This window comes from Burkholderia sp. USMB20 (assembly GCF_000949135.2).
Taxonomy (GTDB): domain Bacteria; phylum Pseudomonadota; class Gammaproteobacteria; order Burkholderiales; family Burkholderiaceae; genus Burkholderia.
Genome location: NZ_JTAN02000002.1, coordinates 213,468 through 240,164, shown reverse-complemented (window position 1 = coordinate 240,164; position 26,697 = coordinate 213,468). Strand labels below are relative to the sequence as shown.

The 26,697-nt window shown below is 67.1% G+C and carries 22 protein-coding genes, 5 pseudogenes and 1 riboswitch; of the genes and pseudogenes, 5 read left to right on the top strand and 22 right to left on the bottom strand.

Features of this window, described 5'->3' with window-relative positions:
- Nucleotides 1-64: 64 nt before the first annotated feature.
- The 9 genes and pseudogenes from PL79_RS03790 to PL79_RS36015 all read right to left on the bottom strand — a co-directional run bounded on the left by PL79_RS03790 (nucleotide 65) and on the right by PL79_RS36015 (nucleotide 7,456).
- Nucleotides 65-2,075 (bottom strand): annotated as a pseudogene (locus PL79_RS03790) (family 2A encapsulin nanocompartment cargo protein cysteine desulfurase).
- Complete coding sequence (locus PL79_RS03785) at nucleotides 2,050-2,982, bottom strand: family 2A encapsulin nanocompartment shell protein (RefSeq protein WP_034205507.1); 933 nt, start codon at nucleotides 2,980-2,982, stop codon at nucleotides 2,050-2,052. Before PL79_RS03785 ends, PL79_RS03790 begins: the two are co-directional and overlap by 26 nt.
- A gap of 135 nt (nucleotides 2,983-3,117) precedes the next feature.
- Entirely contained in the window at nucleotides 3,118-3,339 is a 222-nt protein-coding gene (locus tag PL79_RS03780; RefSeq protein WP_044849007.1) for a helix-turn-helix domain-containing protein, read from the bottom strand.
- A complete protein-coding gene (epsC, locus tag PL79_RS03775) occupies nucleotides 3,336-4,295 on the bottom strand; it encodes a serine O-acetyltransferase EpsC (RefSeq protein WP_044849008.1) in 960 nt (319 codons plus the stop codon). The genes PL79_RS03780 and epsC overlap by 4 nt, the downstream gene beginning before the upstream one ends.
- A 28-nt stretch (nucleotides 4,296-4,323) precedes the next feature.
- Nucleotides 4,324-4,794, bottom strand: a complete 471-nt coding sequence (locus tag PL79_RS03770) for a rhodanese-like domain-containing protein (protein WP_044849009.1) — start codon at nucleotides 4,792-4,794, stop codon at nucleotides 4,324-4,326.
- 428 nt (nucleotides 4,795-5,222) lie between these two features.
- A pseudogene (locus tag PL79_RS03765) lies at nucleotides 5,223-5,432 on the bottom strand (amidase); the annotation flags it as partial.
- Nucleotides 5,433-5,506: 74 nt separating this feature from the next.
- Nucleotides 5,507-6,298 (bottom strand): alpha/beta fold hydrolase, encoded by a 792-nt coding sequence (locus tag PL79_RS03760; RefSeq protein WP_044849026.1) that lies wholly within the window; start codon nucleotides 6,296-6,298, stop codon nucleotides 5,507-5,509.
- A gap of 83 nt (nucleotides 6,299-6,381) precedes the next feature.
- The gene (locus PL79_RS03755; protein ID WP_044849011.1) at nucleotides 6,382-6,735 is read right to left on the bottom strand and encodes a DUF4148 domain-containing protein; all 354 of its coding nucleotides are present in this window, start codon (nucleotides 6,733-6,735) and stop codon (nucleotides 6,382-6,384) included.
- 532 nt (nucleotides 6,736-7,267) lie between these two features.
- Nucleotides 7,268-7,456 (bottom strand): hypothetical protein, encoded by a 189-nt coding sequence (locus PL79_RS36015; protein ID WP_193759805.1) that lies wholly within the window; start codon nucleotides 7,454-7,456, stop codon nucleotides 7,268-7,270.
- Here PL79_RS36015 and PL79_RS36450 point away from each other — a divergent pair.
- Nucleotides 7,431-7,721, top strand: a pseudogene (locus PL79_RS36450) (T6SS effector phospholipase Tle3 domain-containing protein); the annotation flags it as partial. The gene PL79_RS36015 and the pseudogene PL79_RS36450 overlap by 26 nt on opposite strands.
- Here the strand turns inward: PL79_RS36450 and PL79_RS03745 are convergent.
- The 3 genes and pseudogenes from PL79_RS03745 to PL79_RS03735 form a co-directional block, all read right to left on the bottom strand.
- Nucleotides 7,722-8,396, bottom strand: a pseudogene (locus PL79_RS03745) (serine hydroxymethyltransferase); the annotation flags it as partial.
- A gap of 320 nt (nucleotides 8,397-8,716) precedes the next feature.
- On the bottom strand, nucleotides 8,717-9,496 hold the full coding sequence (locus PL79_RS03740) for an SDR family NAD(P)-dependent oxidoreductase (protein WP_044848327.1): 780 nt from the start codon (nucleotides 9,494-9,496) through the stop codon (nucleotides 8,717-8,719).
- 33 nt (nucleotides 9,497-9,529) lie between these two features.
- Complete coding sequence (locus PL79_RS03735) at nucleotides 9,530-10,777, bottom strand: D-arabinono-1,4-lactone oxidase (RefSeq protein WP_044848326.1); 1,248 nt, start codon at nucleotides 10,775-10,777, stop codon at nucleotides 9,530-9,532.
- Nucleotides 10,778-11,033: 256 nt separating this feature from the next.
- Between PL79_RS03735 and PL79_RS03730 the strand changes: the two genes are divergently transcribed.
- Nucleotides 11,034-12,038 carry a helix-turn-helix domain-containing protein gene (locus PL79_RS03730; protein WP_044848325.1) on the top strand — a complete coding sequence of 335 codons (1,005 nt, stop codon included), beginning with the start codon at nucleotides 11,034-11,036 and terminating at the stop codon, nucleotides 12,036-12,038.
- A gap of 188 nt (nucleotides 12,039-12,226) precedes the next feature.
- On the opposite strand, the gene PL79_RS03725 is transcribed toward PL79_RS03730, so the two are convergent.
- From PL79_RS03725 to PL79_RS03680, 10 genes and pseudogenes are all read right to left on the bottom strand, one after another.
- On the bottom strand, nucleotides 12,227-12,655 hold the full coding sequence (locus PL79_RS03725) for a hypothetical protein (protein ID WP_044848324.1): 429 nt from the start codon (nucleotides 12,653-12,655) through the stop codon (nucleotides 12,227-12,229).
- A 51-nt stretch (nucleotides 12,656-12,706) separates the two neighbouring features.
- Nucleotides 12,707-14,557, bottom strand: coding sequence for a S10 family serine carboxypeptidase-like protein (locus PL79_RS03720; RefSeq protein WP_044848323.1), 1,851 nt, complete (start codon nucleotides 14,555-14,557; stop codon nucleotides 12,707-12,709).
- A gap of 837 nt (nucleotides 14,558-15,394) precedes the next feature.
- Entirely contained in the window at nucleotides 15,395-17,206 is a 1,812-nt protein-coding gene (locus PL79_RS03715; protein WP_044848322.1) for an ExeM/NucH family extracellular endonuclease, read from the bottom strand.
- A 218-nt stretch (nucleotides 17,207-17,424) separates the two neighbouring features.
- Nucleotides 17,425-18,366: a copper resistance D family protein gene (locus PL79_RS03710; protein WP_044848321.1), complete on the bottom strand. Its 942-nt coding sequence runs from the start codon at nucleotides 18,364-18,366 to the stop codon at nucleotides 17,425-17,427.
- On the bottom strand, nucleotides 18,363-18,743 hold the full coding sequence (gene copC, locus PL79_RS03705; RefSeq protein ID WP_044848363.1) for a copper homeostasis periplasmic binding protein CopC: 381 nt from the start codon (nucleotides 18,741-18,743) through the stop codon (nucleotides 18,363-18,365). The genes PL79_RS03710 and copC overlap by 4 nt, the downstream gene beginning before the upstream one ends.
- 14 nt (nucleotides 18,744-18,757) lie before the next feature.
- Entirely contained in the window at nucleotides 18,758-19,105 is a 348-nt protein-coding gene (locus PL79_RS03700; RefSeq protein ID WP_044848320.1) for a copper-binding protein, read from the bottom strand.
- Between the two features lie 73 nt (nucleotides 19,106-19,178).
- Nucleotides 19,179-20,474 carry a multicopper oxidase family protein gene (locus PL79_RS03695; protein ID WP_044848319.1) on the bottom strand — a complete coding sequence of 432 codons (1,296 nt, stop codon included), beginning with the start codon at nucleotides 20,472-20,474 and terminating at the stop codon, nucleotides 19,179-19,181.
- A gap of 1 nt (nucleotide 20,475) precedes the next feature.
- Nucleotides 20,476-22,117, bottom strand: a pseudogene (locus PL79_RS03690) (TolC family protein).
- Nucleotides 22,114-22,419, bottom strand: coding sequence for a hypothetical protein (locus PL79_RS03685; protein WP_044848317.1), 306 nt, complete (start codon nucleotides 22,417-22,419; stop codon nucleotides 22,114-22,116). The pseudogene PL79_RS03690 and the gene PL79_RS03685 overlap by 4 nt, the downstream one beginning before the upstream one ends.
- Nucleotides 22,420-22,506: 87 nt before the next feature.
- Nucleotides 22,507-22,893, bottom strand: coding sequence for a hypothetical protein (locus PL79_RS03680; RefSeq protein WP_044848316.1), 387 nt, complete (start codon nucleotides 22,891-22,893; stop codon nucleotides 22,507-22,509).
- Between the two features lie 266 nt (nucleotides 22,894-23,159).
- Between PL79_RS03680 and PL79_RS03675 the strand changes: the two genes are divergently transcribed.
- The 3 genes from PL79_RS03675 (at nucleotide 23,160) to PL79_RS03665 (ending at nucleotide 26,642) form a co-directional block, all read left to right on the top strand.
- Nucleotides 23,160-23,831 carry a heavy metal response regulator transcription factor gene (locus tag PL79_RS03675; protein WP_044848315.1) on the top strand — a complete coding sequence of 224 codons (672 nt, stop codon included), beginning with the start codon at nucleotides 23,160-23,162 and terminating at the stop codon, nucleotides 23,829-23,831.
- On the top strand, nucleotides 23,828-25,243 hold the full coding sequence (locus tag PL79_RS03670; protein ID WP_044848314.1) for a heavy metal sensor histidine kinase: 1,416 nt from the start codon (nucleotides 23,828-23,830) through the stop codon (nucleotides 25,241-25,243). Before PL79_RS03675 ends, PL79_RS03670 begins: the two co-directional genes overlap by 4 nt.
- Nucleotides 25,244-25,382: 139 nt before the next feature.
- Nucleotides 25,383-25,559, top strand: a riboswitch (yybP-ykoY riboswitch).
- 72 nt (nucleotides 25,560-25,631) lie between these two features.
- A complete protein-coding gene (locus PL79_RS03665; protein ID WP_044848313.1) occupies nucleotides 25,632-26,642 on the top strand; it encodes a sodium:calcium antiporter in 1,011 nt (336 codons plus the stop codon).
- The last annotated feature ends 55 nt before the right edge of the window (nucleotides 26,643-26,697 follow it).

The following is a 26,697-nucleotide window of genomic DNA, read 5'->3' as shown; positions in this document are numbered from 1 at the left end:
AAAAGGCCGCTTGCGACGCCCCGTTGCCGGGAGTCGCAAGCGGCCTTTCCGCATGCCGCGCGCCTCAGCGCCGTGCCGCCAGCCTTCTCACGACGCTCACGAGCGCATCGACCTCATCGCACGTGTTGTAGAACGCCAGCGACGGCCGCACCGTCGCCTCGAGCCCGAAGCGCCGCAGGATCGGCTGCGCGCAGTGATGCCCGGAGCGCACCGCGATGCCCTCTTCGTTCAGCGCCTGCCCGACTTCCTCGGTCTCATAGCCCTTCAGCACGAACGACAGCACGCTCGCCTTGTCGCGCGCGGTGCCGACGAGCCGCACGCCCGGCACCGGCGCGAGCACGCTCGTCGCATACGCGAGCAGGTCGTGCTCGTAACGCGCGATGTTCTCGATGCCGACGCGGCTCACGTAGTCGAGCGCCGCGCCGAGCCCCACCGCATCCGCGATGTTGCCGGTGCCGGCCTCGAAGCGGTTCGGCGGCGGCTGGAACACCGTGCGCTCGAACGTCACGTCCGCGATCATGTTGCCGCCGCCCTGCCAGGGCGGCATGTCGTCGAGGATCGCGCGCTTGCCGTACACGACGCCGATCCCGGTCGGCCCGTAGATCTTGTGCCCGGAGAACACGAAGAAGTCCGCATCGAGCGCCTGCACGTCGACGCGCATGTGCGAGATCGACTGCGCACCGTCGACCAGCGCCTTCGCGCCCGCGCGATGCGCGAGTTCGACGATCTCCTTCACCGGCACGACCGTGCCGAGCGCGTTCGACACCTGCGTGACGGACACGATCCTGGTGCGGTCGTTGAGCAGCTTCCGGTATTCGTCGAGCAGCACCTGCCCCGAATCGTCGACCGGAATCACGCGCAGCTTCGCGCCTTTGAGTGCGGCAAGCTGCTGCCACGGCACGATGTTCGCGTGATGCTCGAGGTTCGACACGATGATCTCGTCGCCTTCGCCGACGTTCTGCACGCCCCACGACTTCGCGATCAGGTTGATCGCCTCGGTGGTGCCGCGCACGAACACGATCTCGTCCGGCGACGACGCTCCGATGAAGCGCTGCACCGTTTCCCGCGCATGCTCGTACGCATCCGTCGCACGGCCGGCCAATGCATGCGCCGCGCGGTGGATGTTCGAGTTCTCGTGCGCATAGAAATACGCGAGTCGGTCGATCACGGCCTGCGGCTTGTGCGTCGTCGCCGCGTTGTCGAACCAGACGAGCTGCTTGCCGTTCACGCGCTCCTGCAGGATCGGGAAATCGCGGCGAATCGCGTTCACGTCGAACGGCGGGTGTGCGCCGCGATACAACTGACCTTGCGGCTCGGCCGCGCGCGTATCGTCGATGAAGTAACGCGGCACCTCGCCGCCCGATGCGCGCGACACCGGCACGTCGCGCTGCACGGCGAGCAGTTCGCGCAGCGCATCGTCGCCCGGCAGCCCGAACGCTTCCGGCGACGCGAGGCCGTTCGACGGCACGACGATGTCCTGCGGCGTCGCCTGCCAGCCCTGCCGCGAGCCGTCGGTGAAGTAAAACGGCGACGCGGCCGGCGCTGCCTGCACCGCGCCCTCCGACACCGCCGCCTGCGCCTGCGGCACGCCGAGCGCCGCGCCGCCGATGCGCGGCTCGAACGCGGGCGCGATCGACACCGCGTTGTCGGGCAGCCCGTTCTGCGCGGCCGCGTGCGGCGCGAGCGCGGGCACGCGATTGCCGAGCGACAGCACGTGTGTCGGCGGACGGCCGCGAGGTTCGTGCCGGCGCCTTGCCTTGCGGCAGCGCGGAGGCCCGGCACCCGGTGCCCGTGCCGCCGGCCCCGCGAGCGGCGAGCGCCCCGGCGCCGGATTGCTCACCGACGCGAGGATCGGCGCGGCAGCCGGCAGCGCCGACGGCACGCCGCGACCGCCCCGCTGCCCGCCGACAGCCCGGGCGCGGTGGCCTGCCCGGGCGGCGTCGCGAAGACTCCGGACGCGAGCCGCGCGAGCCGGCCGCCGGGTCGGGCAGGCCGGCCGGCAGCGGCGCGTGCGGCAACGCGAGCGCGTCGCTGCCGGCCGAGCCGGGATTAACGGTAGGTGTCGGGATAGTCATGGTACTTGGCGATTTCGACGTCATCGAGGACAGCCAGCGCATCCGGCGAATGGACCGCGAGCGAGCAGTACAGCGAGATCAGGTACGACGCGATCGCCTGGTTGTTGATCCCCATGAAGCGCACCGACAGGCCCGGCCCCTGCTCGCCCGCGACGCCCGGCTGATACAGGCCGACCACGCCCTGGCGCTTGTCGCCGACGCGCAGCAGCAGGATCTTGGTCTTGCCGTCCGCGACCGGCACCTTGTCCGACGGAATCAGCGGAATGCCGCGCCACGTGAGGAACTGCGAGCCGAACAGGCTGACCGTCGGCGGCGGCACGCCGCGCCGCGTGCATTCGCGGCCGAACGCGGCGATCGCGAGCGGGTGCGTGAGGAAGAACGCCGGTTCCTTCCATACCTTGGTCAGCAGTTCGTCGAGGTCGTCCGGCGTCGGCGCGCCCGTCAGCGGGAAAATCCGCTGTTCGTCGGTCACGTTCGCGAGCAGCCCGTAGTCCGGGTTGTTGATCAGCTGGCTTTCCTGCAGTTCCTTGATCGTCTCGATCGTCAGGCGCAGCTGTTCCTTGATCTGGTCGTGAGGACTGCTATAGAGATCGGAGATCCGCGTATGCACGTCGAGCACCGTGCTCACCGCGTTCAGGAAATACTCGCGCGGCTGTTCCTCGTACGGCACGAAGGTCTGCGGCAGCACGCTTTCGTCCTCGAGCTGCGTGCACGCGGCGCGCACGGCTTCCGGGTTCTTCACCTGGTTCAGGCGATAGATGCCGGCCTCGACCGGCACCCACTGCAGCAGATGGGTCAGCCAGCGCGGCGTAATCGTGGAAAGCTGCGGGACGGTCTTGGTAGCGTTCGCTAGTTGGCGGGCGGCGTGATCGCTCAGCGCGGCCGTGCCGCTTGCAACGGTCGACATGTGTGGCTCCGGGTTCTTAAGATGAAAAACGGGATTGCTTATGACGCTGGGTGATTATCGGAAGCACGCACCTGCCGGCTCAACATGCTATAGCCGTCACGCGGCACCACCGAACGGGAAAGGAAGCGGAATGCGTCAGGCGACGGACACGCCGGGCAACAGCGTCGAGATCGACACGTCGAACGCGCGCGCGATCTTGTCGGCGGTGACGATCGAGGCGATCGCCTCGCCGCGCTCGATCTCGCCGACGTACGAACGGTTCAGCCCCGCGTGTTCGGCGAGCTGCTCCTGCGACCACGTGCGTGCCTCGCGCAGCTTGCGCACGTTGGCGCCGAAGTGCTGGATCAGGTCGCTCATGTCGTCACCTGTGCGTCGGGCACCGGCTCGGCCGGCTCGCTCCGCGCGCGCGGCGCGGCATTCGCCTCGCTGCGCAGCACGGCCTGCGTGATGTTCGCGCCCGCCGGCACGTCCTGCGTGAGCCACACGTTGCCGCCGATCACCGCGCCGCGGCCGATCGTCACGCGGCCGAGGATCGTTGCGCCCGCATAGATCACCACGTCGTCCTCGACGATCGGGTGGCGCGCGAGCCCCTTCTCCAGATGACCGGCCGCATCGCGCGGGAAGCGCTTCGCGCCGAGCGTGACGGCCTGGTACACGCGCACGCGCTCGCCGATGATCGCGGTCTCGCCGATCACGACACCCGTGCCGTGGTCGATGAAGAAGCCGCCGCCGATCCGCGCGCCCGGGTGAATGTCGATGCCGGTTTCCGCATGCGCCTGCTCGGCGATGATCCGCGCGAGCAGCGGCAGCCCGAGCCGGTACAGCTCGTGCGCGAGCCGGTGGTGGATCATCGCGAGAATGCCGGGATAGCACAGCAGCACTTCGTCGACGCTGCCCGCCGCCGGATCGCCGTGGAACGCGGCCAGCACGTCGCTGTCGAGCAGCCGGCGGATGTCGGGCAGGCGTGCCGCGAAGGCCTGCACGGCCGTGGCGGCCGCTTCGTCGATCTGCGCGTCGGCGTTGCGTTGCCGCGCCGCGTAGCGCAGCTCGAGCGTCACCTGCGCAAGCAGCGCGTTCAGCGCCGCGTCGAGCGCGTGGGCCACATAGAAGTTCTCGCTCTCCTGCCGCAGGTCGGGCGGCCCGAGCCGCATCGGGAACAGCACGCCCTTGAGCGCGCCGATGATCTGTGCGAGCGCCTCGCGCGCCGGCAGGTCGCGCCCGCCCGGTTCGAGCGAGCGGCGCTGCTTCTCGCGCCACGCGCGGCGCACGGTCTGGAGCGACTGAACGATGTCGTCGATATCGAATGCGGCCATGCTGACTTCTCCCCGTAACGGCCGTGACTCAGTCCTGCGCCCACGGCAGGCCGCGATGGCGCCAGCCGTTGCTGCCGCCGCGATGCTGCTGTTCGTCGAGGTCGCCCTCGAACCCTTCGAGCACGTTGAATACCTGCGTGAAGCCGCCTTTGGCCGCGGCCTCGGCTGCCTGCGCGGAGCGGTTGCCGCTGCGGCAGAGCAACAGCACGACCGCGTCCTTGCCGGTCTTCGCTTCCAGTTCGCGCACGAAGCGCGGGTTGCGCGTCAGGCTCGTGCCGGTCGCCCACGGCACGTGCAGCGACTCCGGCACGTGGCCGACGAATTTCCGTTCTTCCGCGGTGCGCACGTCGACCAGCAACGCGTCGCCGGCGGAAAAGAGCGCCCACGCGGCTTCCGGCGCCACGCCGCCCGCGTACGGCGTGCCCGCCGCTGCGGCCGCCGCGCGGGCGTCTTCGAGCGCCTGCTGGGCGGCGGTTCGTTCTTCCAATGCAAACGTCATCACGCTTCCTTGTTCTCGCAGTTTCGTATGATCAAACATGCCGGGAATGCGGCCGGTGCAGCTTGCGTGCTGTCTATAGCCGTCAGCCCCACTATGCGAGCGCGCTCGGGGAAGCAGAACCAATAAAAATTCATTTCCTAATCAGCAGCGCGTGAAATGCAATAGCAGACGCGCGCAATTGGGGCGGATGCGTGCGGAGGACGGGGAGCGATGGCCGTTCGATGTCGCGCATCGAAGGTTTTTTGAAAGGATCGGCGGCGGCGAAGCCGGGAACGATGCCGCATGCGACGCGTGCCGCACGTCGTGATGGAATCCGCGATGGAATCGTGCGCCGGGTCGAACGGCGCACGCTTCGATGAATCGGCGAATGGCAAGCGGCCGGCGCGGTGCATCGCCGACGCACCACGCCCGTCACCGCATCAGCGGTCCGGATCGTCGCCGCGGGCAATCGCGCGATCCACCTCGTCGGCCTGCCGGCGCACGTCGTCGGGACGATGCTCGACCACCGCGTTGATCGCCGGGTTCACCGCTTCGAGGCGGGCCAGCGCGGCATCCGCCACTTCCCGCGCGGACACTTCACGTTGCTGCTCGCGCTTCGCGATTTCGGTCGCCGACAGTTGCCAGAGTTGCTGCGTCATGAATTCTCCTCGTCAAGGGACTTCACAATCACCGACGGCGCCGCGCGTCACGCACGCCGCGCCGCCGCCTTCACTCACTGCGCATCCTGCTTCGCACGTTCCGCGGCCGCGATGATCGCGTCGGCCACGGCTTTCGGCTGGCTCAGCATCGCGACGTGGCTGCCGTTCACACGCGTGACCGTCGCGCCGATCCGCTTCGCCATCGCCTCCTGCAGCTTCGGATCGATCATCCGGTCCTGCGTCGCGACGACGAACGACGACGGCTTCGCATGCCACGCGGCCTGCGCGACCTTCTCCGAAATGCAGCCACCGTACCACGGCCCCTGCGTCGCCGCGACGACGCGTTGCTGCGCGGGCGGCAGGTCCGGCGCGAAATCCTGTGCGATCGCCTTGTCCGACAGCGTCGCGAAACCGCCTGCATCGTTGCGCAACTCGCCGGCCCACGACGGTGCCGGCAGCCCCTGCGTGACGTCGGCGATCGACTGGCCGTTGTCCGGCGCGAACGCGGCGACGTAGACGAGCGACTTCACCTTGTCGTCGTTGCCCGCATCGCTGATCACGACACCGGCCCACGAATGGCCGACCAGCACGACGGGCCCCTTCTGCTCGTCGATCGCGCGCTTCGTCGCGGCGGCGTCGGCGGCGAGCGAGCTCAGCGGGTTCTGCACCGATACGACATGCAGGCCGCGCGCTTCGAGCAGCGGAATCACGCGGTTCCAGCTCGACCCGTCGGCGAACGCGCCGTGCACCAGCACGACGTTCGTGCCCTTCAGGTCTTCCTTGGGTGCCGCCTGCGCCGAGACCGCACCGAACAGCCCGCCGAGCACCGCCGCGGACACCAGAACCCGTTTCGTCAAACCGACCATCGTCATGCTCCTTTTCATCGTGTTGTGCATCTGAAGTGTTTCCGATGCGGCCGCGCCGCTCGTCTCCCGGGCGCGGCCGCGGATCACGAGTGCGCGTACAGATCGTCCGCGTCCGTGCGCGCGTTCCGTGCGGCGCGCTGGTCGGCCGCGGCGTAGCGGGCGGCCGGCGCCGACGCGGCAGCCACGTTGTCGTCCTGCGACTTCGACGGGCCGTTCTGGTCGGAGCGCGCGACCTGCTGCGCTGCGATGACATTCTGTGCGGCGGCGATATCGTCCGGGTAGTGCGCGTCGCTGCCGGCCGGGTTGTAGCCGGCCTGCTCGAGCCGGACGAGGTCGGCGCGCACATCGGCGCGCGTGAGGCCGTGGCCGGCATCGGCGAACGACAAGACGGGGATCGAAGCGAGTACGGCAACTGCGAGGATTCGAGCGGCTTTCATGAGATTTCTCCTGGGGGGAAGATGGGGTATCGATCACTCGGCGTCCGGTGCGAACGCTTGGCACCGAACGTTTGCTGCATGTCGACAGTAGAACCCGCTCACGTATCCGGCTTGTTTCCGAAACTCGCCTTCAGTGCAATCCGATGTCTCCAGAGCCTCGATAGATACAGTGCGATACAAATCCGTCAGTATCGCCACGCACATACGGACGATCGCGATTCGAGCGCTGCCAAGTACGGACACGATCTCGCGCGCAATTGCGTCATGAGGCTGATTCGCCGGATGGTCGCCTGTCGGACGACAGCGGAGCGCAAGGCCACGCTCTACGTCGACAACGAAGCCATGCGACCGATTCGGGCCTGAAACACATTCTGACAATCCGTGTCCGTTATCACGGCCTCCGCGCGGAGTTTTCGGGCGACCGCGTCTTTCACGCGCGCCGATTCAGTATGCTCGCCGCCTGATCACGTTTCCCTCTTGCTTCGGACACTTATCTTTTCACTCCGTGTCGGTCCGATGGTGGCGGAACGCATCACGCATGTTGAGGAGTCTGGATGACCAATTCAATTTTCGATCCTCGATCGGAAGCGAAAACGCGCAATGACGAACCCGTCGCGGAGGCGGCTGCGCCGGACGCGCCCGCATCTCGGCCGGCACCGCCGCCGATCGTCGTCGGCCGCGTCGAAGGCGTGACGATGTTTGCGAAGAACACGCCGCTCATCTGTCTCAAGCAGATGCCCTTGCCCGGTATCGTGATCTTCGTGCATGGGGTGAACTCGGAGGGCGAATGGTTCGAGGCGTCGGAGGAAGGGCTGTGCAAAGGCCTGAACCGCAGGCTCGGGCGTCTGGACGACCAGATGATGTATCACGGTATCGACGCCGGACAGCTGACGCCCGCGAAGTACACGGAGAGTGTGACGCCGGATGGGTTCCTGAACCCTGATTTGCTGGCAGACAATTACATCAAGCCCGATCCGTCGTTCTCACGTCACGAAGTCCGCGTGCGGCACCGGGTTCGGGTACACGCCCGCGGCGATCAGGCCGGCGTAGTGCGCCATGTCGACCATCAGGTATGCGCCGACCGACTTCGCGATCTTCGCGAGACGCTCGAAGTCGATCTTCAGCGCGAATGCCGATGCGCCCGCGACGATCAGCTTCGGCTTGTGTTCGTTTGCCAGCTTCTCGGCCGCGTCGTAGTCGATGTCTTCCTGTTCGTTCAGGCCATAGCTGACGACGTTGAACCACTTGCCCGACATGTTCACCGGCGAGCCGTGCGTCAGGTGGCCGCCGTGCGCGAGGCTCAGCCCCATGATCGTGTCGCCCGGCTTGAGCATTGCGAAGAACACGCCCTGGTTCGCCTGCGAACCCGAGTTCGGCTGCACGTTCGCGGCTTCCGCGCCGAACAGCTGCTTCACGCGGTCGATAGCCAGCTGCTCGACCACGTCGACGTACTCACAGCCGCCGTAGTAGCGCTTGCCGGGATAACCTTCCGCGTACTTGTTCGTGAGCTGCGAACCCTGTGCGGCCATGACGGCCGGGCTCGTGTAGTTTTCCGACGCGATCAGCTCGATGTGGTCTTCCTGGCGGCGGTTCTCGTCCTGAATGGCAGTCCAGAGTTCCGGATCGACGTTGGCGACGGTGCTGGTAGTGCGATTGAACATGATGATTGATCAAAAGAGAGTGATGGATTGACCCTGGTGGGCCGGACTTGCCCGGACCCGCGAAGTCGAGCGCCGGACCGGCGCTCGATGACGTCGACAACCATGCCGCCCCGCGACGCCGGCTGAACGGTGATTCGGCATTGCCATTCCAGCAGACGCAGATTCGTTCAGATAGAAGGATTACGACAATCCGCTAGGACACATCGCGCGGCGAACCGGCAAAAAAAATCGAAGGTCCGCATCGCTGCGGAACCTTCGACAGAACCTGCCGTCCCTGGGGAGCTCGCGCCTGCCCTTCGGCTTCCTGCGAATATCGGGGCCTAAACGGCGGAGAAACAGTTGTCGACGAACAGATGGGTGCCGTTGACGAAGCTCGATTCGTCCGACGCCAGGAACAGTGCGGCCGCCGCCACTTCCGACGGCTCGCACAGCCGGCCTTGCTGCACTGCGATAGCCGCTTCGGTCGCGTCCACGCCCATCGCCTGCAGATCTCTCAGTTCGCGCATCCCGTGCGGGGTGCGGATGAACCCGGGCGCGAGCGCATTGCAGCGGATGCCGCGATCGCGGTATTCGACGGCGATCGCGCGCGCGAACATGTGGCATGCGCCCTTGGTCGCGTCATACAGCACTTCGCCTGGCGTCGCGCAAACAGCCGAGATCGACGACGTGCAGACGATGCTGCCGCGCCCTTTTTCCAGCATCTGCGGCAGCACCGCCTGCGTCATCAGGAACATGCTCTTCACGTTCACGCCCATCAGCCAGTCCCACTCCGACTCCTCGATGTCGAGGAACGGTTTGACGATCAGCGTGCCCGCGTGATTGAACAGGATGTCCGCGTTGCCGAACTGCTTGCGGGCCGCGTCGACCGCGTTCCGCACGTCGGACTGCTTCGACACGTCGGCGCCGAGGCCGATCGCCTGCAAGCCGGCATCGCGCAGCCGCGCCGCGAGCGTGTCGGCCGCGTCGCCGTCGCGGTCGATGATCGCCACCTTCGCCCCTTGCGCGGCGAACAGTTCCGACGCGGCGGCACCGCATCCGCCCGCGCCGCCGCTCACGATCGCGACCTTGCCCGCCAGGCGCCCGTCGATCTTGACATTCATGAGTCGTTCTCCAGTCTGGTTCGTTCGGACCGCTCAGCTGAACAGCGTCCGAAGATGATCGTTGAGGAAATGGCCTTCAGGATCCACGCTGCGGCGCAGTTCGCGGAACGCCTCGGCCTTCGGGAACCAGCGGTCCACGTCGTCGCGGTTCGTGAAGTGCAGCTTGCCCCAGTGCGGACGCGAGCCGTAGTCGCGCAGGATGTCGTCGACGTCCTTCAGGAACGGCCAGTAGTCGACGCCGTTCGGACCGCCCGAGCACGAAATCGTCACGCTATCCTGATGATTGAACGGGCTGATCCACGCCGGATCGCCCTTCGTGAAGCGGTACTCGACCGGGAAGATGCAGTCGCGATGCTTCGTGAGGATCAGCTCGCGCACGCGGCGCAGCGCCTCCTTGCCGTGTTCGGCGGGCACCGCGTATTCGAGCTCGTGGAAGTTCGCGACGTAATGAATCGCGTAGACCTCGGAGCTGTACGCGATCTTCTCGTGCTCGCCTTCGTAGAACGTGCGCTTGTCGGTGATGTCCATCACCTTGATCTCGCACACGTCGTAGTCCTTCTTCGAATTCGACACCTTCGTGGTATCGGGCAGGCAGTACAGGTGCCGGCTTTCGGACGTCGGGCACCAGAAGAACCCGAAATGGCGATGCTTCGCCGCGAGGTCGTCGTACTGTTCCATCAGCGCCTCGAAGTCCTCGCGCCACACGCGGTCGTGCAGCCAGAACGCGTCGGTCACCTGCAGCGTCAGCTCCGACACCACGCCGAACAGGCCGAGGTTCACCTGGGTCGCGTGCAGCAGATCGAGGTCCTGCTGGTCGCTCACTTCCATGATCGAGCCGTCGGGGCGAACGATCCGCATCCCGACCACCTGCGACGACAGGTTGCCCAGCGTCGTCCCCGTGCCATGCGTGCCGGTTGCGAGCGCACCGGCAATCGCCTGGGAATCGATGTCGCCCTGGTTGACGAGCGAGAAGCCGATGTCCTTCAGATGACGCGTCACCGCATTGATCCGCGTGCCGGCCTTCACCGTGACGCGCTTGCGTCGCTCGTCGACCGCGACGATGCCCTGGTAGTCCTTCAGCGACAGCAGCAGGCCGCTCGTCGCGACGATCGGCGTGAACGAATGTCCCGATCCCGAGCATCGGACGTTCTTGCCCTGGCGCGTCGCGGCCTGCACCAGCTCGGCGATTTCCGCCTCGCTGGTCGGCGACGCCATGTGCGCGGCGACGCACGACTGATTGCCGACCCAGTTCCGCCAGAACCCGCCACGTGGAAGCTCCATCGACGTCTCTCCAGAAAAGTGCCGCCGGACCCGCGCCGGCAGCCGTGTTCGGTTCGTCCGGCAACGAAGCGGGATGCTCCCGGCGCCGGCGCGATGCGTTGTGTTCCGTTCGTACCAAAGGTATTGCGCCGGCCGGCTTTTCACTATCGGATTTCGGCAAGCGAGGGTTTTCTCCGGGAATCGGGCCGCCGGGGTTTTTGACCGGCGCGCGCAACGGCTACAATGCGTCGATCCGGCCCGCCCCTTCCCGACTCCGATGACGCCGTCCGCCGATCCGAGCGATTTTTCCGGCGCCCCGCCGTTCGCACGCGCGGTGGCGTTCTGCGCGTTCACCGACGTGGAGGAACAGGCGCGGATCTTCGACGGCTGGCATCTCAACTACACGCAGATCTCGGGCGGCCGGTTTCATGGTTCGTCGTCCATCGTGTCGCTCGGCGGCATCCGGCTCCTGGTCGAAGACCTCGACAAGGTGATCCTGCAGCAGGGCGCGGTGCCGTCGGACCGCATCGCGGTGGCCGTGCCGCTGGAACTCGAAGGCCATGCGCGCATGTGCGGCGAGAAGAGCGGGCGCGACAGCCTCCATGTGTTCTCCAGCCAGCCGGTGTTCGAGTTCTATTCGCCCGACCGGCACGTGCTCGTGAACATCGAGATCGAGCCCGACAAGCTGTCGACGGAAGCGATGCGCACGCTCGCCGCGTCGCTGCGCGCGCGCACCTTCGCGCCGCTGATCCCGATGACGCCCCAGGTCGCGGACCGCCTGCGCGACCTGCTGCGCCACACGATGGCCGCGGCCGCGAAGAGCGCGCCGATCGAGGACGTGACGACGCAGGCGCGGATCGAACTGCTCGAACGGACCGTGCTGTATGCGATTTCAGAAGCAATGACGATGCCCGCGCCGGATGCGAACGCCCTCGCGACGCGGCCGACGAAGTACTGGTCGCTCGTCAACGCGGTGCAGGCGCGGCTGCAGGATGCGTCGACGTGCCCGCTGTCGATCGCCGAACTGTGCGTGCAGCTCGGCATCAGCCGGCGTACCGCGCAGTACGCGTTCAACGACACGCTCAACCTGAATCCGATCGCGTACCTGCGCGCGGTCCGGCTGAATCACGTTCGCCGCGAGCTGCGGCTCGGCGGGTCCGTGACGTCGGCCGCGACGAAGTGGGGCTTCTGGCACCTGAGCAGTTTTGCGCAGGACTACCGCGCGATGTTCGGCGAGTTGCCGTCGGCGACGGCGAGGCGCTACGCGCACCGGGAAGGCTGAGCGTCGATCGCGTGAAGCATGACGCGGCTTCGCGTTGCCCGCGCGTGAACCGAACTTCGATGAAGAAAGCCGCGGCCTAACGTGCGCCGCGGCAGGTTGAAAGCAGGCCGCCGCCGCGGTCGAGCGGCCGGCCCCCATCGGCACCGGCCGACACCGGCCGCCCTCCCGCGCGCGACCTCGCTACACCGTCACTCCTGCTGTTCCTGCTGCGCCTGCACCTGCCGCTGCTGGATGAACTGCCGCACGTCGCTCATCGTCACGCGACCGGTGTGTTTCGCATCGATCTCGTCGAAGTGCTTCGCGACGAACCCGAGCCCGCCGCTCTGCGCCTGCGCTTTCGTCACCGCCGCGCCGTTGCTCAGCACCGTGTTGCCGCCGAGCCGGGCATCGACGCGCTTCTGCGCCTGCTGCTGCAGCGTCGCGCCGGTCGACGGCAATACCGGCGCCACGCGGGTCGAAGGAAAGAACGGGCCGTCGACGCCGTGCCCGCCGCGCGGCAGCTTCACCGGCGCCACCGCCTGCGGCGGCAATGCGTGGGCGCTGCTCATCACGGCACCGAGGACGATCAACGGGGACATACGCCGCATCAAGTTGATTAGGGACATGATCACTCGCATTCAATGGATGAATAGAGGGTTCCTTTTCGCAAGGAGTCCGTCGTTTACGGTTTACGGTGCCGCTGCCAGCGTCGTCGCGGTGGTCGCGCCCGGCGCGGCGCCGGTCGGCGTGCCGGCCGGATTCTCGTCCGGCCACGGCGGCGGCAGCGTGTGCAGCGTCAGCGCGGTCGGAATCCGCCGGCCCTGATAGAAGAGCTTCAGGTCGCGCTTCATCTGCGGACGGGCCACGTCATCCAGATACGTCATGTGTCCGCCCTGGAAGAAGTTCACCTGCAGCTTCGGGTTCAGCCCCTTCACCGTCTGCAGCCGCGCGAGTTGCTTCTCGGTGTTGAAGAACGGCGTCGCCAGATCGTGGAGGCCGTTCTCCGCGAGTACCCGGAGCTTCGGATTGAGCTGCAGCGCGCCAAGCAGATCGGGGATCGTGTCGGGCATCGGCTGGCCGTCATGCGAGAAGTCCCACACCTGGATGATGTTGTCGTTCAGCGGCAGGTAGGTCGCGTTCGGCGCGGTGTAGCCGAGGTAGTCGGGCATCTGCGTCGCGAGCGCGTTGGCGAACGGCTGCGAGATCAGGATGTCCGACGGATCGCCGTCCGTTTGCAGCCGCGGGTCGGCGTTCGGCAACGACACGCGTCCGTCGTAGCGGCCGATCGTCGTGCCGGGCACCAGGTTCGTGCCGAACGGATTCGCGTTGAAGTAGTCGCGCAGCGCGTGCTGCGTGAGGCTCGACGGCAACGACCACAGCGTCAGCGTCGCATCGCTCGGGAACACCGGCGTGCCGAGCGCGTCCGGAATGCCGAGCTGGCTCAGCACCCACGACTGCGAGTACTGCTGCAATTGGTTGTAGATCAGCGTCGTGAACAACTCGGTCTGCAGCGCATACAGATAGGGATTGACCGGCGCCGGCGACACCTGGTTGAAGTACGCCGCGACCGCCGCATAGCCGGGCAGGTAGCCGGCCACGGTATCGGTCTCGAGCAGCAGCCCTTCGGTCGACTGCGTGATCGCGACCGCTTCCACCGCATCGGCGAAGTAGTTCAGGATCGCCGACTGCAGCACGATCCCCGTCAGGTGCACGCCGGCCGATTCGAGCGCCAGCGCGAGCATGTCGGTACGCGGCGTGCCGTACGATTCGCCGTACAGGTAGATCGGCGACGTGCCGCGGTTGTTGACGTTCAGGTAGCGCTGGATGAAGTCGCGCATGATGTTGACGTCCGCATCCGAACCCCAGTACTTCTGGTTGGTGTTCGGCAGCACGGCTTCCGACAGCCCGGTGCCCGGCGGGTCGATGAACACGAGGTCGGTCGTGTCGATCAGGCTTTCCGCGTTGTCGACGAGCGGATAGTTCGGCCAGTTGCTGCCGAACAGCGGATCGGGCGTGGCGACGCGCGTCGGCGCGAACGAGCCGAGCCGCAGCCAGATCGACGACGAGCCCGGGCCGCCGTTGTAGACGAACGTGACGGGGCGCGGCTTGCCGTTCGTGCTCGGCACCGTGTACGCGACGTACGACATCGACGCTTCCGCGTTGCCGTTCGCGTCCTGCGCGGTCAGGTGGCCGGTGGTCGTCGTGTAGCTGACCGTCGTGCCGCCGGATTGCCACTGGTAATGCATCACCGCCGCCTTCTCCGAGACCTGCGCGGCCGCGAGGCCGTCGGTCGCGTTCATCGAATAGGCGACGGGGTCGACGTAAGGCTGGTTCGCCGCCGGCGTCTGGCTGCCGGCCGCCTGTTGCGCGCCGGCCTGCTGGCTGGCGGTGGCCTGCGCGAGGCTCGATGCGCCGACCGACGACGAATCGTCGCCGCCGCAGCCCGCGAGCACCATGGTCACGACGGTCAATGCGCCTAGCCCGGCCAGCCGGCCGCGACGTGCGCGGCGGCTGCCGGTAATGCTCCTGTCTGGTTTCATGCCTCGATCCTTGTGTTGGGTCGGATACCGCTTCACACAGGCCGCCATCGCCGGCGAAAAACGCGCAGGCATACCCGCCACTCGCGTTGCACGGTCGGCAGACGGCGGTTGGGGAATGGACTTCTTCGAGAGACTGAACTTGATACAGACACAGCAAACTGCTGGCGGAGAATGATGCGGGAACGCCGCCCCCTGGCAGTTTCGACGACTTATCGTATTACCAATATTTACGACATGACAAAAATAGGCGGTGCTGCGCCGCGTTGTCAAAGATCATTCCGATATTAAAAAATCTCTTATGATGCGAACGGAGGTCATTGTCTGGTATTTGAAAGAAAAACGATTGTTCGAACTGGACACATTGCGTGAATCATTTTTCCTGAAATGCCGCTCGTTTTGCGCAGATTCCGTAGCGCTTGGCGAGTATTGGAATCGAGCGCAAAAGCCCTTCAAATCGACAGGATTTTTCTTTCATTTTAATTATTCGAATCCGATTAGAGCGAATCGTTGAATAAAGCCCGATATCATCCACAAAATACCGATTCCGACTGTTTACACGATGCACTGAGGAATTATTTACCCGATATCGGAATTAAACCATCGGATGCACTGAACGGCATTGATGCGTAATACGCGGGCATTCGCAACGAAGAAGCGATCATTCGCGCCGCGCATTCCGGATCGGATTGCAGCGATCGCGAATCGGGCACGTGATGCGTGGAGGAGAGAGAGGCCGGTGAGCGAGCGACAGCGCATGACTTGCGCGCCGCCGCCGACTCAAGCGACGACGTGCGGCAGCGCCGCACGCCGTACTTCAGAGGTTCGACGTGGAGAAGATCAGCGCCCGCCGCCCGGCAGCGCGATATCGATCAGCACCGGATCGTGGTCCGACGAACGATACGCATCCGGCGCGTAGAAGGTCTTCTGCTGCTCGGCCGACTTGTACGCGAGCGTGTACTGCAGCGCGAGCGGCTCGTCCGCGTTGATGTGCCATTCGTGCACGGCCTTCACGTGCGATGCGAGCGGCAGCGACGCGAGCGCGTGATCGAGGTAGCCGGCTTCGCCGTTGTACACGTAGCTGTACGCATTGGCGCCGATCCAGCGCGACACGAGGTTGCGGTAGCCGCGCGATTCGAGCAGGCGGATCGGGTCTTCGTACGTGTAGCTGTTGAAGTCGCCGATCAGCAGCGTGCCCTGCCCCGCGACGCCCGTCGGCGTGCCGGCGAGCCAGTCGGCCAGCTTCGCGGCCGCGCGCGTGCGCGTCGGGTTCCAGCAGCCCTGGCCGTCGCCCTGGTCGAGATCGTCGTTCGCCGCGTCCGGGCAGTTCTTCGACTTCAGGTGGTTGACCGCGATCGTCAGCGCCTGCTTGCCGCCGATCCGGCGGAACGACTGCGCGAGCGGCTGGCGGTTCTTGTCGTCGATCGCGAGCGTCGACGCGCGGCCGACGGGTTCGACCGCGCGGCTGTCGTAGATCATCGCGACCGTGATCGCGTCACCGCCGAGGCGCGACGTGCCCGGGTCGACCACGCGCCAGTGGCTGCCGAGCTTCGCCGCGAGCTGGCGCACCGCGCTCAGTTCGCCGTAGCCGTTGTTCTGGATTTCCATCAGGCCGATCACGTCGGCGTCGAGCGCCTTCAGCGCGCTGACGATCTTCGCTTCCTGGCGCTGGAATTCCGGGTAGCTCTTCGCGCCGCGGTTGTTCGGATCGTCGAAGCCGCCGCCGAGACCGTTGCCGTTGAAGTAGTTGAGGACATTGAACGACGCGACGCGCAGGTTCGATTTCGGATCGCGCGCCGGGGCGTTGGTGCGCGGGTTCGAACGCGCGTCGAACGTCGGCGCGGCCGCGCCGGGCAGCGGCTGCACGCGCCATGCGCCGTAACGCACCTCGAGCACGCCTTCGACGTCGCGCACCGTGTAGCCCGAGCGCAGCGTGTTGGCGGCCGACAGTTCGGGCGCCGGATACGGCACGGTCGCCGGGTTCTGCTTGTTCGAGCCGTCGTCGAGGATCAGCCGGTTGCGTGCGTTCGCATCGATCTGCGTCTGCGCCTGCGACGGCGGCACCACGCTCGTCGGCGTGTGCAGGCGGCCGTTGCTCAGCATCACGCTGCCGTAGCGGCCGAGCTCGTAGTTGTCGGTGACGGTGAGCGTCTGCGGCAGGCGCACGCGCATCCCTTCGTACGCGGCGAACGCGTTCGGGTTGTCGACCGGCAGCGTGAGCGTCGTGGGCGTGACCGTCTGGCCGTTCGCGCACACCGCGATCGCGCCCGACAGCGTCAGCTGCGTCTGCCCGTATTTTTCCTCGACCTTGCCGCTCACGTGCACGAGATCGCCGGCCTTCGCGCGCGCCTTCGGCGCATAGACGAACAGGCCTTCGGACACGCCCGGCTGGTTGCGGCGCTGCGCGTCGGCCTGCTGGACGAAGAAGCCGCCGAAGCCGTCCGTGCCGCCGAAATCGGCGGTGACGACCGCTTCGATCGACACGTTCTGGCCGGCGAGCGGCGACGGCGCGCCTGGCCCCTGGATGTCGGCGATCGGCGTCGTGCTGCCGCCGCAGTTCGGGCTGACGGGGGCGGCAGTGGCGGCGAAGACCGGTGCGGCAAGCGTGGGAAGCAGCAATAGCGGGGCAAACAGGCGGATTGTCGAGCGCATGGCGGGGAATCCCGGTTGTGAGGATAGCGAAAGCTTAGCGGCGCTCGATGACAGTTGTTAGTAACCGGAAGACAGATGAACGTAATCTTCGACACCGCTGCGCGATGGCGATCGACCGCGCGCCCGCGGTCGGAAAGCGGGAAATCGCCTGACGAATCCCGCCCCCTGTTGCGACGCGACGATTTCCCGATGCCGGCTTCGCCACGCCAACCGTCGAGCTAAACCGTCCCCGGCAACGCGCTCGACACGAGCACGGCAGCCACCATCAGCACGCCGGCCAGCACGACCGCCTCGATCCGCAGCACCGCGCCGAACCGGCGCAACAGGCCGGCCGGCGTCGCAGCGTCCGGGTCCTTCAGCGCCGCCAGCAGCTTCGGCATCTCGAAGAACCGGTTGTGCCCGCCGAGCGCCGCCGCGATCAGCACGAGCGCGAGCTTGAACAGCAGGATCTGTCCGTACGTCGACGCAAGCAGGTTCGCGGGCGTATCGACACCGCGCCAGCCGTTGTAGGCGCCGGTCGCGAACAGCACGATCAACGCATACGTCGACGCATCGGACAGCGACTGCACGAACGAAGCGCCGGTCGCGCGTTCGCTCGTCGGCATGCCGGCAAGACGCGGCATCACGCCGAACGCAGTCACGAACACGAGCCCGACCCACGCGCTGATCGCCAGCAGATGCAGCCAGTCGACCCACACCGGCACGCTGAACAGCCCCGCGTCGACCGGATGCCCGCCGTTGCTGCGCGCGAGTGCGACGCCCGCGAGTGCGGCCCACATTGCGAACGGAAAGCGCGTGTCGTTCGCATGCCGAAGCAATGACAGCAGCACGACGACCGCCGTGAACACCGCACTGGCCAGCCACGCGTGGCCGAAGCCGGTGCCGGCGAGCATCGAGCGGACGGCCGGCCCGGCGTCCAGCATCGACACGTCGCTCATCAGCGCGCAGTGCGCCCAGAACGCGGTGGTGCTCGCGAGCAGCGACACGACGGACGCGATGCGCGGCGTCGCGACGAGACGCCGCGCGATGCCGTGCTGCCACGCCGACTCGCCGCGCGCGAGCCAGTGGCTGCCGAGCAGCGCGCCGACGATGACGGCGAACCCGGTGTTCTGGATCGCCACCGACACGAGCCTCAGGAGGCCGACGAAGCCCTCGTTCACCCCTTCACCCTGAACGTATAGGTACCCTTGGTGCGATGCGCGTCGGCGGTCATCGCCACCCACTGCACCGTGTACGCGCCGGGCGCGAGCTTCGGGATCGCGACGGTCATCACGCGCGGATTCGACGCATCGACTTTCGCCTTTTCGTGCGCGACGGCGTTGCCGCTCGCGTCCGACACCTTCACCGAGCTGAACGCCGGTTCGAGGTCTTCGTTGAACGCAAGGCGCAACGTGTCGGGCGCGGTATCGACCGTGCTGCCCGTCGCCGGCGCGGCGCTTTCCAGCTTGCCGTGCGCGAACGCCGCGGCCGGCACGGCGGCGGCGATCGCGCCGGCCGCGGCGAGGGCGGCCAGCCGCCCCAGAGTGGTGATCTTCATGGTCGGGCCCGTCATCACGGCTTCTTCAGCTCGACGACGGTCAGCGCGCCGCTCACGTCCTCGGCGACGAAGTCGACCTTGTCGCCCACCTTCACCTGCGACAGCATCGCCGTGTCCTTCACCTTGAACGCCATCGTCATCGCGTCCATCCCGAGGTTGTCCAGCGGACCGTGCTTGATCGTCAGCTTGCCCGTGCCCGTATCGATCTTGCGGATCTCGCCGTGCGACATCCCGCGCTTCGCGTCGGCGCCCTGCATCGCGCCGCCGCTCATGTCCATGCCGGCCATGTCGCCAGCCGCGTACGACGCGGCGGAAAACGCCAGCATGCAACCCGTTGCAATCGAAACCAGTCCCTTCTTCATCGTGCGTGCTCCTGAGTGAATGAAACGAAAACCGGCGGCCGCATCGTCGCGGCCGCCGCATGCTGCCTGCCGCTCAACCGTCCGGCAATTCGCCGGTGTATTCGTACGCGACGGTGCCCCTCGGATGCCGGAACCAGCCCGGATCGCGATAGTCGTTGCGGCCGAGCCCCTGCCGCACCTTGCAGACCGTGAACATGCCGCCCATCTCCAGCGGCCCGAACGGGCCGGTGCCCGTCATCATCGGCAGCGTGTTGTCGGGCAGCGGCATCTCCATGCCGCCCATCGCGCCGCCGGTGCTGCCCATCGCCATGTAGTCGGGCACGAGCTTGCCGATCTTCTGCGCGAGATCCTTCTGCGGCACGCCGATCAGGTTCGGCACCTGGTGACCCATCGCGTTCATCGTGTGATGCGACTTGTGGCAATGGAACGCCCAGTCGCCCGGACGATCGGCGGTGAACTCGATCGCGCGCATCTGGCCGACCGCGACGTCGGCCGTCACCTCCGGCCAGCGCGCCGCCGGCGGAATCCAGCCGCCGTCGGTGCCGGCCACCTCGAAGCTGTAGCCGTGCAGGTGAATCGGATGGTTCGTCATCGTCAGGTTCCCGAAACGAATCCGCACGCGGTCGCCCGCCCGCACCGGCAGCGGGTCGATGCCCGGAAACACGCGCGAGTTGAACGTCCACATGTTGAAGTCCGTCATCTCGTTGACGCGCGGCGTGTAGCTGCCCGGATCGATGTCGTACGCGGCGAGCAGAAAGACGAAGTCGCGATCGACCGGCATCGTCGCGCGATCCTTCGGATGCACGATGAACATGCCCATCATCCCCATCGCCATCTGCACCATCTCGTCGGCGTGCGGGTGATACATGAACGTGCCGTGCGCCTCCAGCTGGAACTCGTAGACGAAGGTCTTGCCGGGCGGGATATGCGGCTGCGTAAGGCCGCCGACGCCGTCCATGCCGTTGGGCAGCCGCAGCCCGTGCCAGTGGATCGTCGTGTGCTCGGGCAAGCGGTTCGTCACGAAGATGCGGACCTTGTCGCCTTCGACGGCCTCGATCGTCGGGCCCGGCGACTGGCCGTTGTAGCCCCACAGGTTCGCGTTCATCCCGGGCGCCATCTCGCGCACGACGGGTTCGGCCGTCAGGTGGAACTCCTTCCAGCCGTTCTTCATGCGCCACGGCAGCGTCCAGCCGTTCAGCGTCGCGACGGGCGTGTACGGGCGGCCGTTTGGCGGCACGAGCGGCGGCTGCGTGCCGGCCTTCGCCATCGTGGGTGCTTCGGGCAGCGACGCCGCGCCGGCCTTGCTGACCATCGCCGCACCGAGCAGCGCGGCACCCGAGCCGCTGAGAAATTGTCGACGGGACACCATGTCAATGACCTTCCGGATGCGTTGCGGGCGCCGGTTGCGCCACGGGTGAAGAAGCCGGCCGCGACGCAGCGTCGGGCGTGGATGCGGCGGGAGCGTTCGCGCGTGGCGTTGGCCGTGTTGGCTGTGTTGGCTGTGTTGGCTGTGTTGGCTGTGTTGGCTGTGTTGGCTGTGTTGGCTGCGTCGCCTGCGTTGCCTGCGTTGCCTGCGTTGCCTGCGTTGCCTGCGTTGCCTGCGTTGCCTGCGTTGCCTGCGTTGCCTGCGTCGGCTGGCCCTGCGTTGTCTGGCCAGTCGGCAGGCGGGCCGACGGCCGCCTGCAGATCGTTTCAGCGAGCCAGTAGTCCTTCAGTGCATCGATGTAGCATTCACCGCGCCGACTGCTCGCGCGCATCGGCCAGCAGCTCGAACACGCTCGCGAGCATCCCGTTGTAGCGCAGCAGCAACTCGTCCGAGATCGTCCTGCGCAGCGGCACGACTTCGTCGCGATAGTGCTTCGCGACGTCGTAGCGCGTCGTGTATGCCGCATACGATTCGCGCACTTCCGAGCGCGCGTCGATGGCCGTCTGCGCGAGCCGGTTCGCCGACTGCATGTAGACGGCCTCGGCCCGCGCGACCTTCGCGCCGCCCCAGTCGAACAGCGGAATCTCCACGCTGATCTCGTAGCCGTGCTCGTGCCCCTTGTCGGTCTCGTAGTTGTTCACGTAGCCGAGATCGACCGCGTTGACGAAGCGTGTCGCCTTGCTGAGCCCGAGCGACGACGCGACGCCCTGCGTCCGCAGCTTCGCGGCCTGGATGTCGAGGCGGTTGTGCATCGCATAGCGCTCGAGATCGGGCAGATCGGGGCGTGCGTTCGGCAGGTCGGGCAAGCGCTCGGGCAGCGCGTACCGCGTGCGCTCGCCCCACAACCCCATCGCGCGCGTGAGCTTCTCGCGCGCGGCCACGGCCTGCTGCTGCGCCTTCGCCTGCTGCGCGACCGCGTCCGCATGGAACGCCTGTTCGCGTGCGTAGTCGAGCCGGCTGGAATTGCCGGCCTGCCGCATGCGCTGCGCGAGTTCGGCGGCCGCGCTCGCGGCGTCGCGGACCTGTTGCGCATAATTCGCGGCCTGTTCGGCGGCGACGGCTTCGACATACGCACGGCGCGCGTCGGCCGCGACCTTCAGCATCGTGTCGGCGGTTTCGAGCCTGGTCTGCTCGAAGCGGCGGCGTTCGATGTTCGTCGCGAGCGGCAGCGTCAGCAGCGCGAACACGTTGGCCGAGAACGTACGGCCGAGACTCAGTTCGCCGTCGCCGGCCCGCGTGCGGCTGAACGAGAAGCGCGGATTCGGCAGCCGGCCGGCCTGCACGAGATCGGCCTCCGACAGCCCGAGTTCCGCATACGACGCCTGCAAGCCGCGATTGTTCAGCAGCGCAAGCTGCACCGCGTCGTCCATCGACAGCGGTTTCGCGAGCAATTCCTTCGTCCGCTTGTCGACGGCTTCGCGGTCGGCATCGGTCCTGACGATGACGGCGTCCTTCCCGATGCGCTCGGATGCGGCGGACGACACGGCGTCGAAGCCGCCGTCCTTCGAAAACGTCGTGCAGCCGGCGAGAAATGCCAGCGCGAGCATGGTCGCGCCGAATCGCGGTGAAATCGCAAATCGCGTCATTGCCCGGCCCCTCCGTGCATCGAATGGGCTGCGCCGCCCGCCGGGTTTCCGGGCTTCGCGTGTCCGGTCGCGTGTCCCTTCGTGGGTGCCTTCACGGGCCGCTCCATCACGTCCCGGTTCAGTTGCTTCCAGCCGGGGCCGGCGTCGTCGCGATACGGCACGTAGCCGTCGAACGCGGACGTCGTCGTGACGTCCGGCACCGACGCGGCCGCATCGGCCGGATCGGGAAAGGCGGTTTGCGCGGGCGCGAGCGACGGCACGAGGCTCGCCGCGCCAAGCAGCGCCGCAATGATCAATCGCATGGATGTTTCTCGTCGTGAGTCGTGCGGCGGACGTCGTGCGTTCGCCGGCACCGTGTGTGGATCGCGGCCGGTGGCCGCGGGCAGGGACTAGACGGAAATCCGGCGCGGCGGCCTGTCGATGCCGCCGGTCAGGAACGACACGACGACGGTCGAAGGCGCGAAAGAGACGATCGCGGTACCGATGTCCGACGTAACGGGCACCGCAGGCACCTCCGCCATGCCCGTGCCGAAACAGCAGGATCCGCAGGCGGAACAAGGCGTCGCATGCCGCGAGTGGTTGTCGTGCTCATGCGGTTCGCCGTGCATGCGCTGCATTGCAGGCGACGCAGCGGGCGCAGCGGCGCTCGCCCCATGCTCCGCATGCGGCACCGCAGCGACCGTGCCCGCGCACTGCATCGACCCGGTCGCGAACGACTGGAGCGGCACGCACAGCGCCAGCAGCACGACGAGGATGAATTTGCGCCAGTACGACATGGATGCGGAATCAGGCAGACAATGACCGGATGAACGGGAGCGGCGCCGCGACGGCGCGCTCCGGACACAAGACGGCCGCAGCTTATCGTCGCCGGCGTGACGACGACATGGCCGAAACATGACCGGATTTTCATGAAGGGCGGCACGGCATCGCACGCGCGGCGGATGACAATTCCGTCATCCGCCGGTCATCTTTCGCGCACGCGCGGCGCCGTAAGCTCACGCGTTACACTGACCGGCCGGAATCACCCACGGCCTGCACCACCATGCGGATACTGATAGTCGAAGACGAACCCAAGATGGCGTCGTACCTCCGCAAGGGGCTGACAGAGGCGAGCTACACGGTCGACGTCGCCGAGAACGGCCAGGACGGGCTGTTCCTCGCGCTGCACGAGGATTTCGATCTCGTCGTGCTCGACGTGATGCTGCCGGAACTGGACGGCTTCGAGGTGCTTCGGCGCCTGCGCGCGCAGAAGCAGACGCCGGTGCTGCTGCTGACGGCCCGGGAGGCGATCGAGGACAAGGTCACGGGGCTCGAACTGGGCGCCGACGATTACCTGCTCAAGCCATTCGCGTATGCGGAGTTCCTCGCCCGCATCCGCTCGCTGCTGCGGCGCGCGCCGCGCAATGCGCGCGAGATCCTGCAGGTCGCCGATCTGGAAGTCGACCTGATCAAGCGCCGCGTGCGGCGCGCCGACACCCGCATCGACCTGACCGCGCAGGAATTCGCGCTGCTGCAGCTGCTCGCGGAACGCGAGGGCGAAGTGCTGACGCGCACCTTCATCACGTCGCAGATCTGGGACATGAATTTCGACAGCGACACGAACGTCGTCGATGCGGCGATCAAGCGCCTGCGCGCGAAAATCGACAACGCGTACGAGAAGAAGCTGATCCACACGATCCGCGGGATGGGCTACGTGCTCGAGGATCGCGCGTGACCGGCGGCCCCGCCCCGTATTCGCTGCTTCGGCGCCTGACGCTCGCGTTCGCGGCCGTGGCCGCGCTCGTGTTCGCGCTGACCGGCGCGTACCTGTATCGCTCGCTGTCCGCCGAATTGACCCGGCGCGACGACATCGAAATCGCCGGCAAGCTCGACCAGTTCCTGCAGCTCGCGCACGCGAGCGGCTCAACCGCCGCCCTGCGCGCCGATCCGGCCGTCTTCCATGAAGTGCTGCTGTCGCATCCGGGCGTCTATCTCGGCATCTACGACGGCGCGAACCGCCCGCTCGTCGAACACACCGACGCAGCCGGCCACTCGCTCGCGTCGGTGATCGCACGGCCGCAGCCGGCCGGTGCCTCGCGCGCGGCCGCCAGCCCGTTCACCTGCGCGCCGCCCGGCATCGGCCCGTCGCGCTGCGTGCGTGCACGCGCCACGTTGCCGTCGGGCGAAACCGTCCAGGTCGCGGTGGCGCGCACGGCTGCCGATCGCCAGTCGCTGCTCGAAAGCTATCGCGTCGACATCTGGCTCGCGGCCGCGCTCGGCGCGCTGCTGGTCGGCGCGCTCGGTTACGCGGTCGCGTCCCGCGGCCTGCGTCCGGTCGAGAGCCTCGGCCGGCAGACGTCGCGCATCGAGGCGCACAACCTCAACGCGCGTCTCGACGCGCGCGGCGGCCCGGTCGAGTTGCGCGAGCTCGCCACCTCGGTCAACCGGATGCTCGACCGGCTCGAGCGCGCGTTCGTGCGGCTGTCGCAGTTCTCGTCCGACCTCGCGCACGACATGCGCACGCCGCTCGCGAACGTGATCAGCGCGTCGCAGGTCACGCTGTCGCGCGCGCGCACCACCGAGGAATATGAAGCGCTGATCGATTCGAACATCGAGGAATGCGAACGGCTGCAGCGGATGATCGAGAACATGCTGTTTCTCGCGCGCACGGACAACGCGCGGCAGCACCTGAAGACCGCCGAACTCGACGCCGGCAACGAACTGCGCCGGCTCGCGTCGTATTTCCAGGCGCTGGCCGACGAGGCCGGCGTGCGGCTCGACGTGCGCGGCGAAGCGCCGGTCGTCGCGGACGCGACGCTGTTCCGCCGCGCCGTCAGCAACCTCGCGTCGAACGCGCTCGAACACGCGGAAGCCGGGTCGACGATCGAGCTGGCCGTCTCGACCCGGCCCGGCTTCGCGGTCGTCGAAGTCACGAACCGCGGCGTGGCGATTCCGCCCGAACAGATCGAGCGGATCTTCGAGCGCTTCTACCGGATCGATTCGTCGCGGCACGGCGCGGCGCGCAACGCGGGGCTCGGGCTCGCGATCGTCAAGTCGATCGTCGAACTGCACCGCGGCAAGGTCGAGGTCGTGAGCCAGGGCGGACGCACGACGTTCGCGCTGTATTTCCCGGCCGGCGCTGCGTGACACGCGCGTGACGCCGCCGTGCGCGCACACCGATTGCTTCCTGGAATTGCGTGTGCGTCCGTCGGAAGGCGGCTGACCATCCCGAATGAAGCGGCATGACCGCACACGCTTGCCGAAAGCGGCCGGCTCGGCTAGACTGCCCTTCGTCTTTGGGGAGTAGCCTGCTTTCCATCCCCGGAAAGCGAATGCGTCAACACACTCGGCCTGCGGCCGTGGCGTATTCGGCCGTATCGGTCTGGCGAGACCATCGACGCATCGCGTCGTTCCTGGTCGGACGTCGGCAGATGCGTCATGGTTCGTCCACGTCCGACCACGGAGTCCCCATGTTCCTCCTGGCTTCCCTCTCGCGTTTCGCCACTGCCCGCCTGCCTGCCTGCGGAGGTGCCGCATGACCCTGATGCTCGTCGAACTGGCGTTCATGCTGATCGTCATCCTGGTCGCGGCCGAACTCTTCACGAATGCGCTCGAACATCTCGGCGAACGGCTGAAGATTTCCGAAGGCGTGACCGGTTCGCTGTTCGCCGCCGTCGGCACCGCGCTGCCCGAAACGATGGTGCCGCTGCTCGCGCTCGCCGGCGGCACGTCGAACGCGGCGGTCAACGAGGAGATCGGCGTCGGCGCGATTCTGGGCGCGCCGCTGATGCTCGCGACGCTGACGACCTTCCTGATGACGCTCGCCGTGATCCGCTCGCGCGGACTGACCGGCACGATCGCGCCCGAGCGGACCGGCTTCGTGCGCGACCTGAACTACTTCATCGCCGCATTCGCGCTCGCCACCGTAGCGATGTTCGTCCCGCATCACGTGTGGGCGGTCCGCGCGCTGCTCGCCGCGATGCTGGTCGGCGTCTACGTGATGTACGTCGTGATGACGTTCCGCGCGTCGACCCGGCTCGTCGATGCCGGGCACGGCACCGAGGCGCCGCACGCGATGTTCCTGTCGCGCGTCGGGCTGCCGACCAACCTCGCGACCATCGCGCTGCAGCTCGCGCTCGGCGTCGCGCTGCTCGTCGGCGGGGCGAAGGGCTTCATCCACGGCGTCGAAGGCGTGTCGCACCTGCTCGGTATTTCCGCGCTGCTGCTGTCGCTGATCATCGTGCCGATCGCGACCGAGTTGCCGGAAAAGGTCAACAGCGTGCTGTGGATCCGCCGCAAGAAGGACACGCTCGCGTTCGGCAACATCACCGGCGCGATGGTGTTCCAGGGCACGCTGCTACCGGCGATCGGCATCATGCTGACGCCGTGGGAGCCGCGCCCCGAAGTGCTGACCGGCGTGGTCATCACGCTCGCGGCGGCGGTCTGGCTGCGTGTCAATGCGCGTGCGCGCGGGCTCGCGATCTGGGCGCTGCTGGCGAACGGGGCCGGGTATGTCGGCTATCTGTTCGTGACGTTGACGCGCTGAAGACGCTGAAGACGCTGAATGCGTTGAAGGCGCTGAAGGGTGCTGAAGGTGCTGA

Bases quoted from the DNA above. Each gene is read 5' to 3' on its own strand.
- PL79_RS03785 (WP_034205507.1), bottom strand. From the start codon at position 2,982: ATGTCGACCGTTGCAAGCGGCACGGCCGCGCTGAGCGATCACGCCGCC.
- PL79_RS03780 (WP_044849007.1), bottom strand. From the start codon at position 3,339: ATGAGCGACCTGATCCAGCACTTCGGCGCCAACGTGCGCAAGCTGCGC.
- epsC (WP_044849008.1), bottom strand. From the start codon at position 4,295: ATGGCCGCATTCGATATCGACGACATCGTTCAGTCGCTCCAGACCGTG.
- PL79_RS03770 (WP_044849009.1), bottom strand. From the start codon at position 4,794: ATGACGTTTGCATTGGAAGAACGAACCGCCGCCCAGCAGGCGCTCGAA.
- PL79_RS03760 (WP_044849026.1), bottom strand. From the start codon at position 6,298: ATGGTCGGTTTGACGAAACGGGTTCTGGTGTCCGCGGCGGTGCTCGGC.
- PL79_RS03755 (WP_044849011.1), bottom strand. From the start codon at position 6,735: ATGAAAGCCGCTCGAATCCTCGCAGTTGCCGTACTCGCTTCGATCCCC.
- PL79_RS36015 (WP_193759805.1), bottom strand. From the start codon at position 7,456: ATGAGCGGCGTGTTCTTCGCAAACATCGTCACGCCTTCGACGCGGCCG.
- PL79_RS03740 (WP_044848327.1), bottom strand. From the start codon at position 9,496: ATGAATGTCAAGATCGACGGGCGCCTGGCGGGCAAGGTCGCGATCGTG.
- PL79_RS03735 (WP_044848326.1), bottom strand. From the start codon at position 10,777: ATGGAGCTTCCACGTGGCGGGTTCTGGCGGAACTGGGTCGGCAATCAG.
- PL79_RS03730 (WP_044848325.1), top strand. From the start codon at position 11,034: ATGACGCCGTCCGCCGATCCGAGCGATTTTTCCGGCGCCCCGCCGTTC.
- PL79_RS03725 (WP_044848324.1), bottom strand. From the start codon at position 12,655: ATGCGAGTGATCATGTCCCTAATCAACTTGATGCGGCGTATGTCCCCG.
- PL79_RS03720 (WP_044848323.1), bottom strand. From the start codon at position 14,557: ATGAAACCAGACAGGAGCATTACCGGCAGCCGCCGCGCACGTCGCGGC.
- PL79_RS03715 (WP_044848322.1), bottom strand. From the start codon at position 17,206: ATGCGCTCGACAATCCGCCTGTTTGCCCCGCTATTGCTGCTTCCCACG.
- copC (WP_044848363.1), bottom strand. From the start codon at position 18,743: ATGAAGATCACCACTCTGGGGCGGCTGGCCGCCCTCGCCGCGGCCGGC.
- PL79_RS03700 (WP_044848320.1), bottom strand. From the start codon at position 19,105: ATGAAGAAGGGACTGGTTTCGATTGCAACGGGTTGCATGCTGGCGTTT.
- PL79_RS03695 (WP_044848319.1), bottom strand. From the start codon at position 20,474: ATGGTGTCCCGTCGACAATTTCTCAGCGGCTCGGGTGCCGCGCTGCTC.
- PL79_RS03685 (WP_044848317.1), bottom strand. From the start codon at position 22,419: ATGCGATTGATCATTGCGGCGCTGCTTGGCGCGGCGAGCCTCGTGCCG.
- PL79_RS03680 (WP_044848316.1), bottom strand. From the start codon at position 22,893: ATGTCGTACTGGCGCAAATTCATCCTCGTCGTGCTGCTGGCGCTGTGC.
- PL79_RS03675 (WP_044848315.1), top strand. From the start codon at position 23,160: ATGCGGATACTGATAGTCGAAGACGAACCCAAGATGGCGTCGTACCTC.
- PL79_RS03665 (WP_044848313.1), top strand. From the start codon at position 25,632: ATGACCCTGATGCTCGTCGAACTGGCGTTCATGCTGATCGTCATCCTG.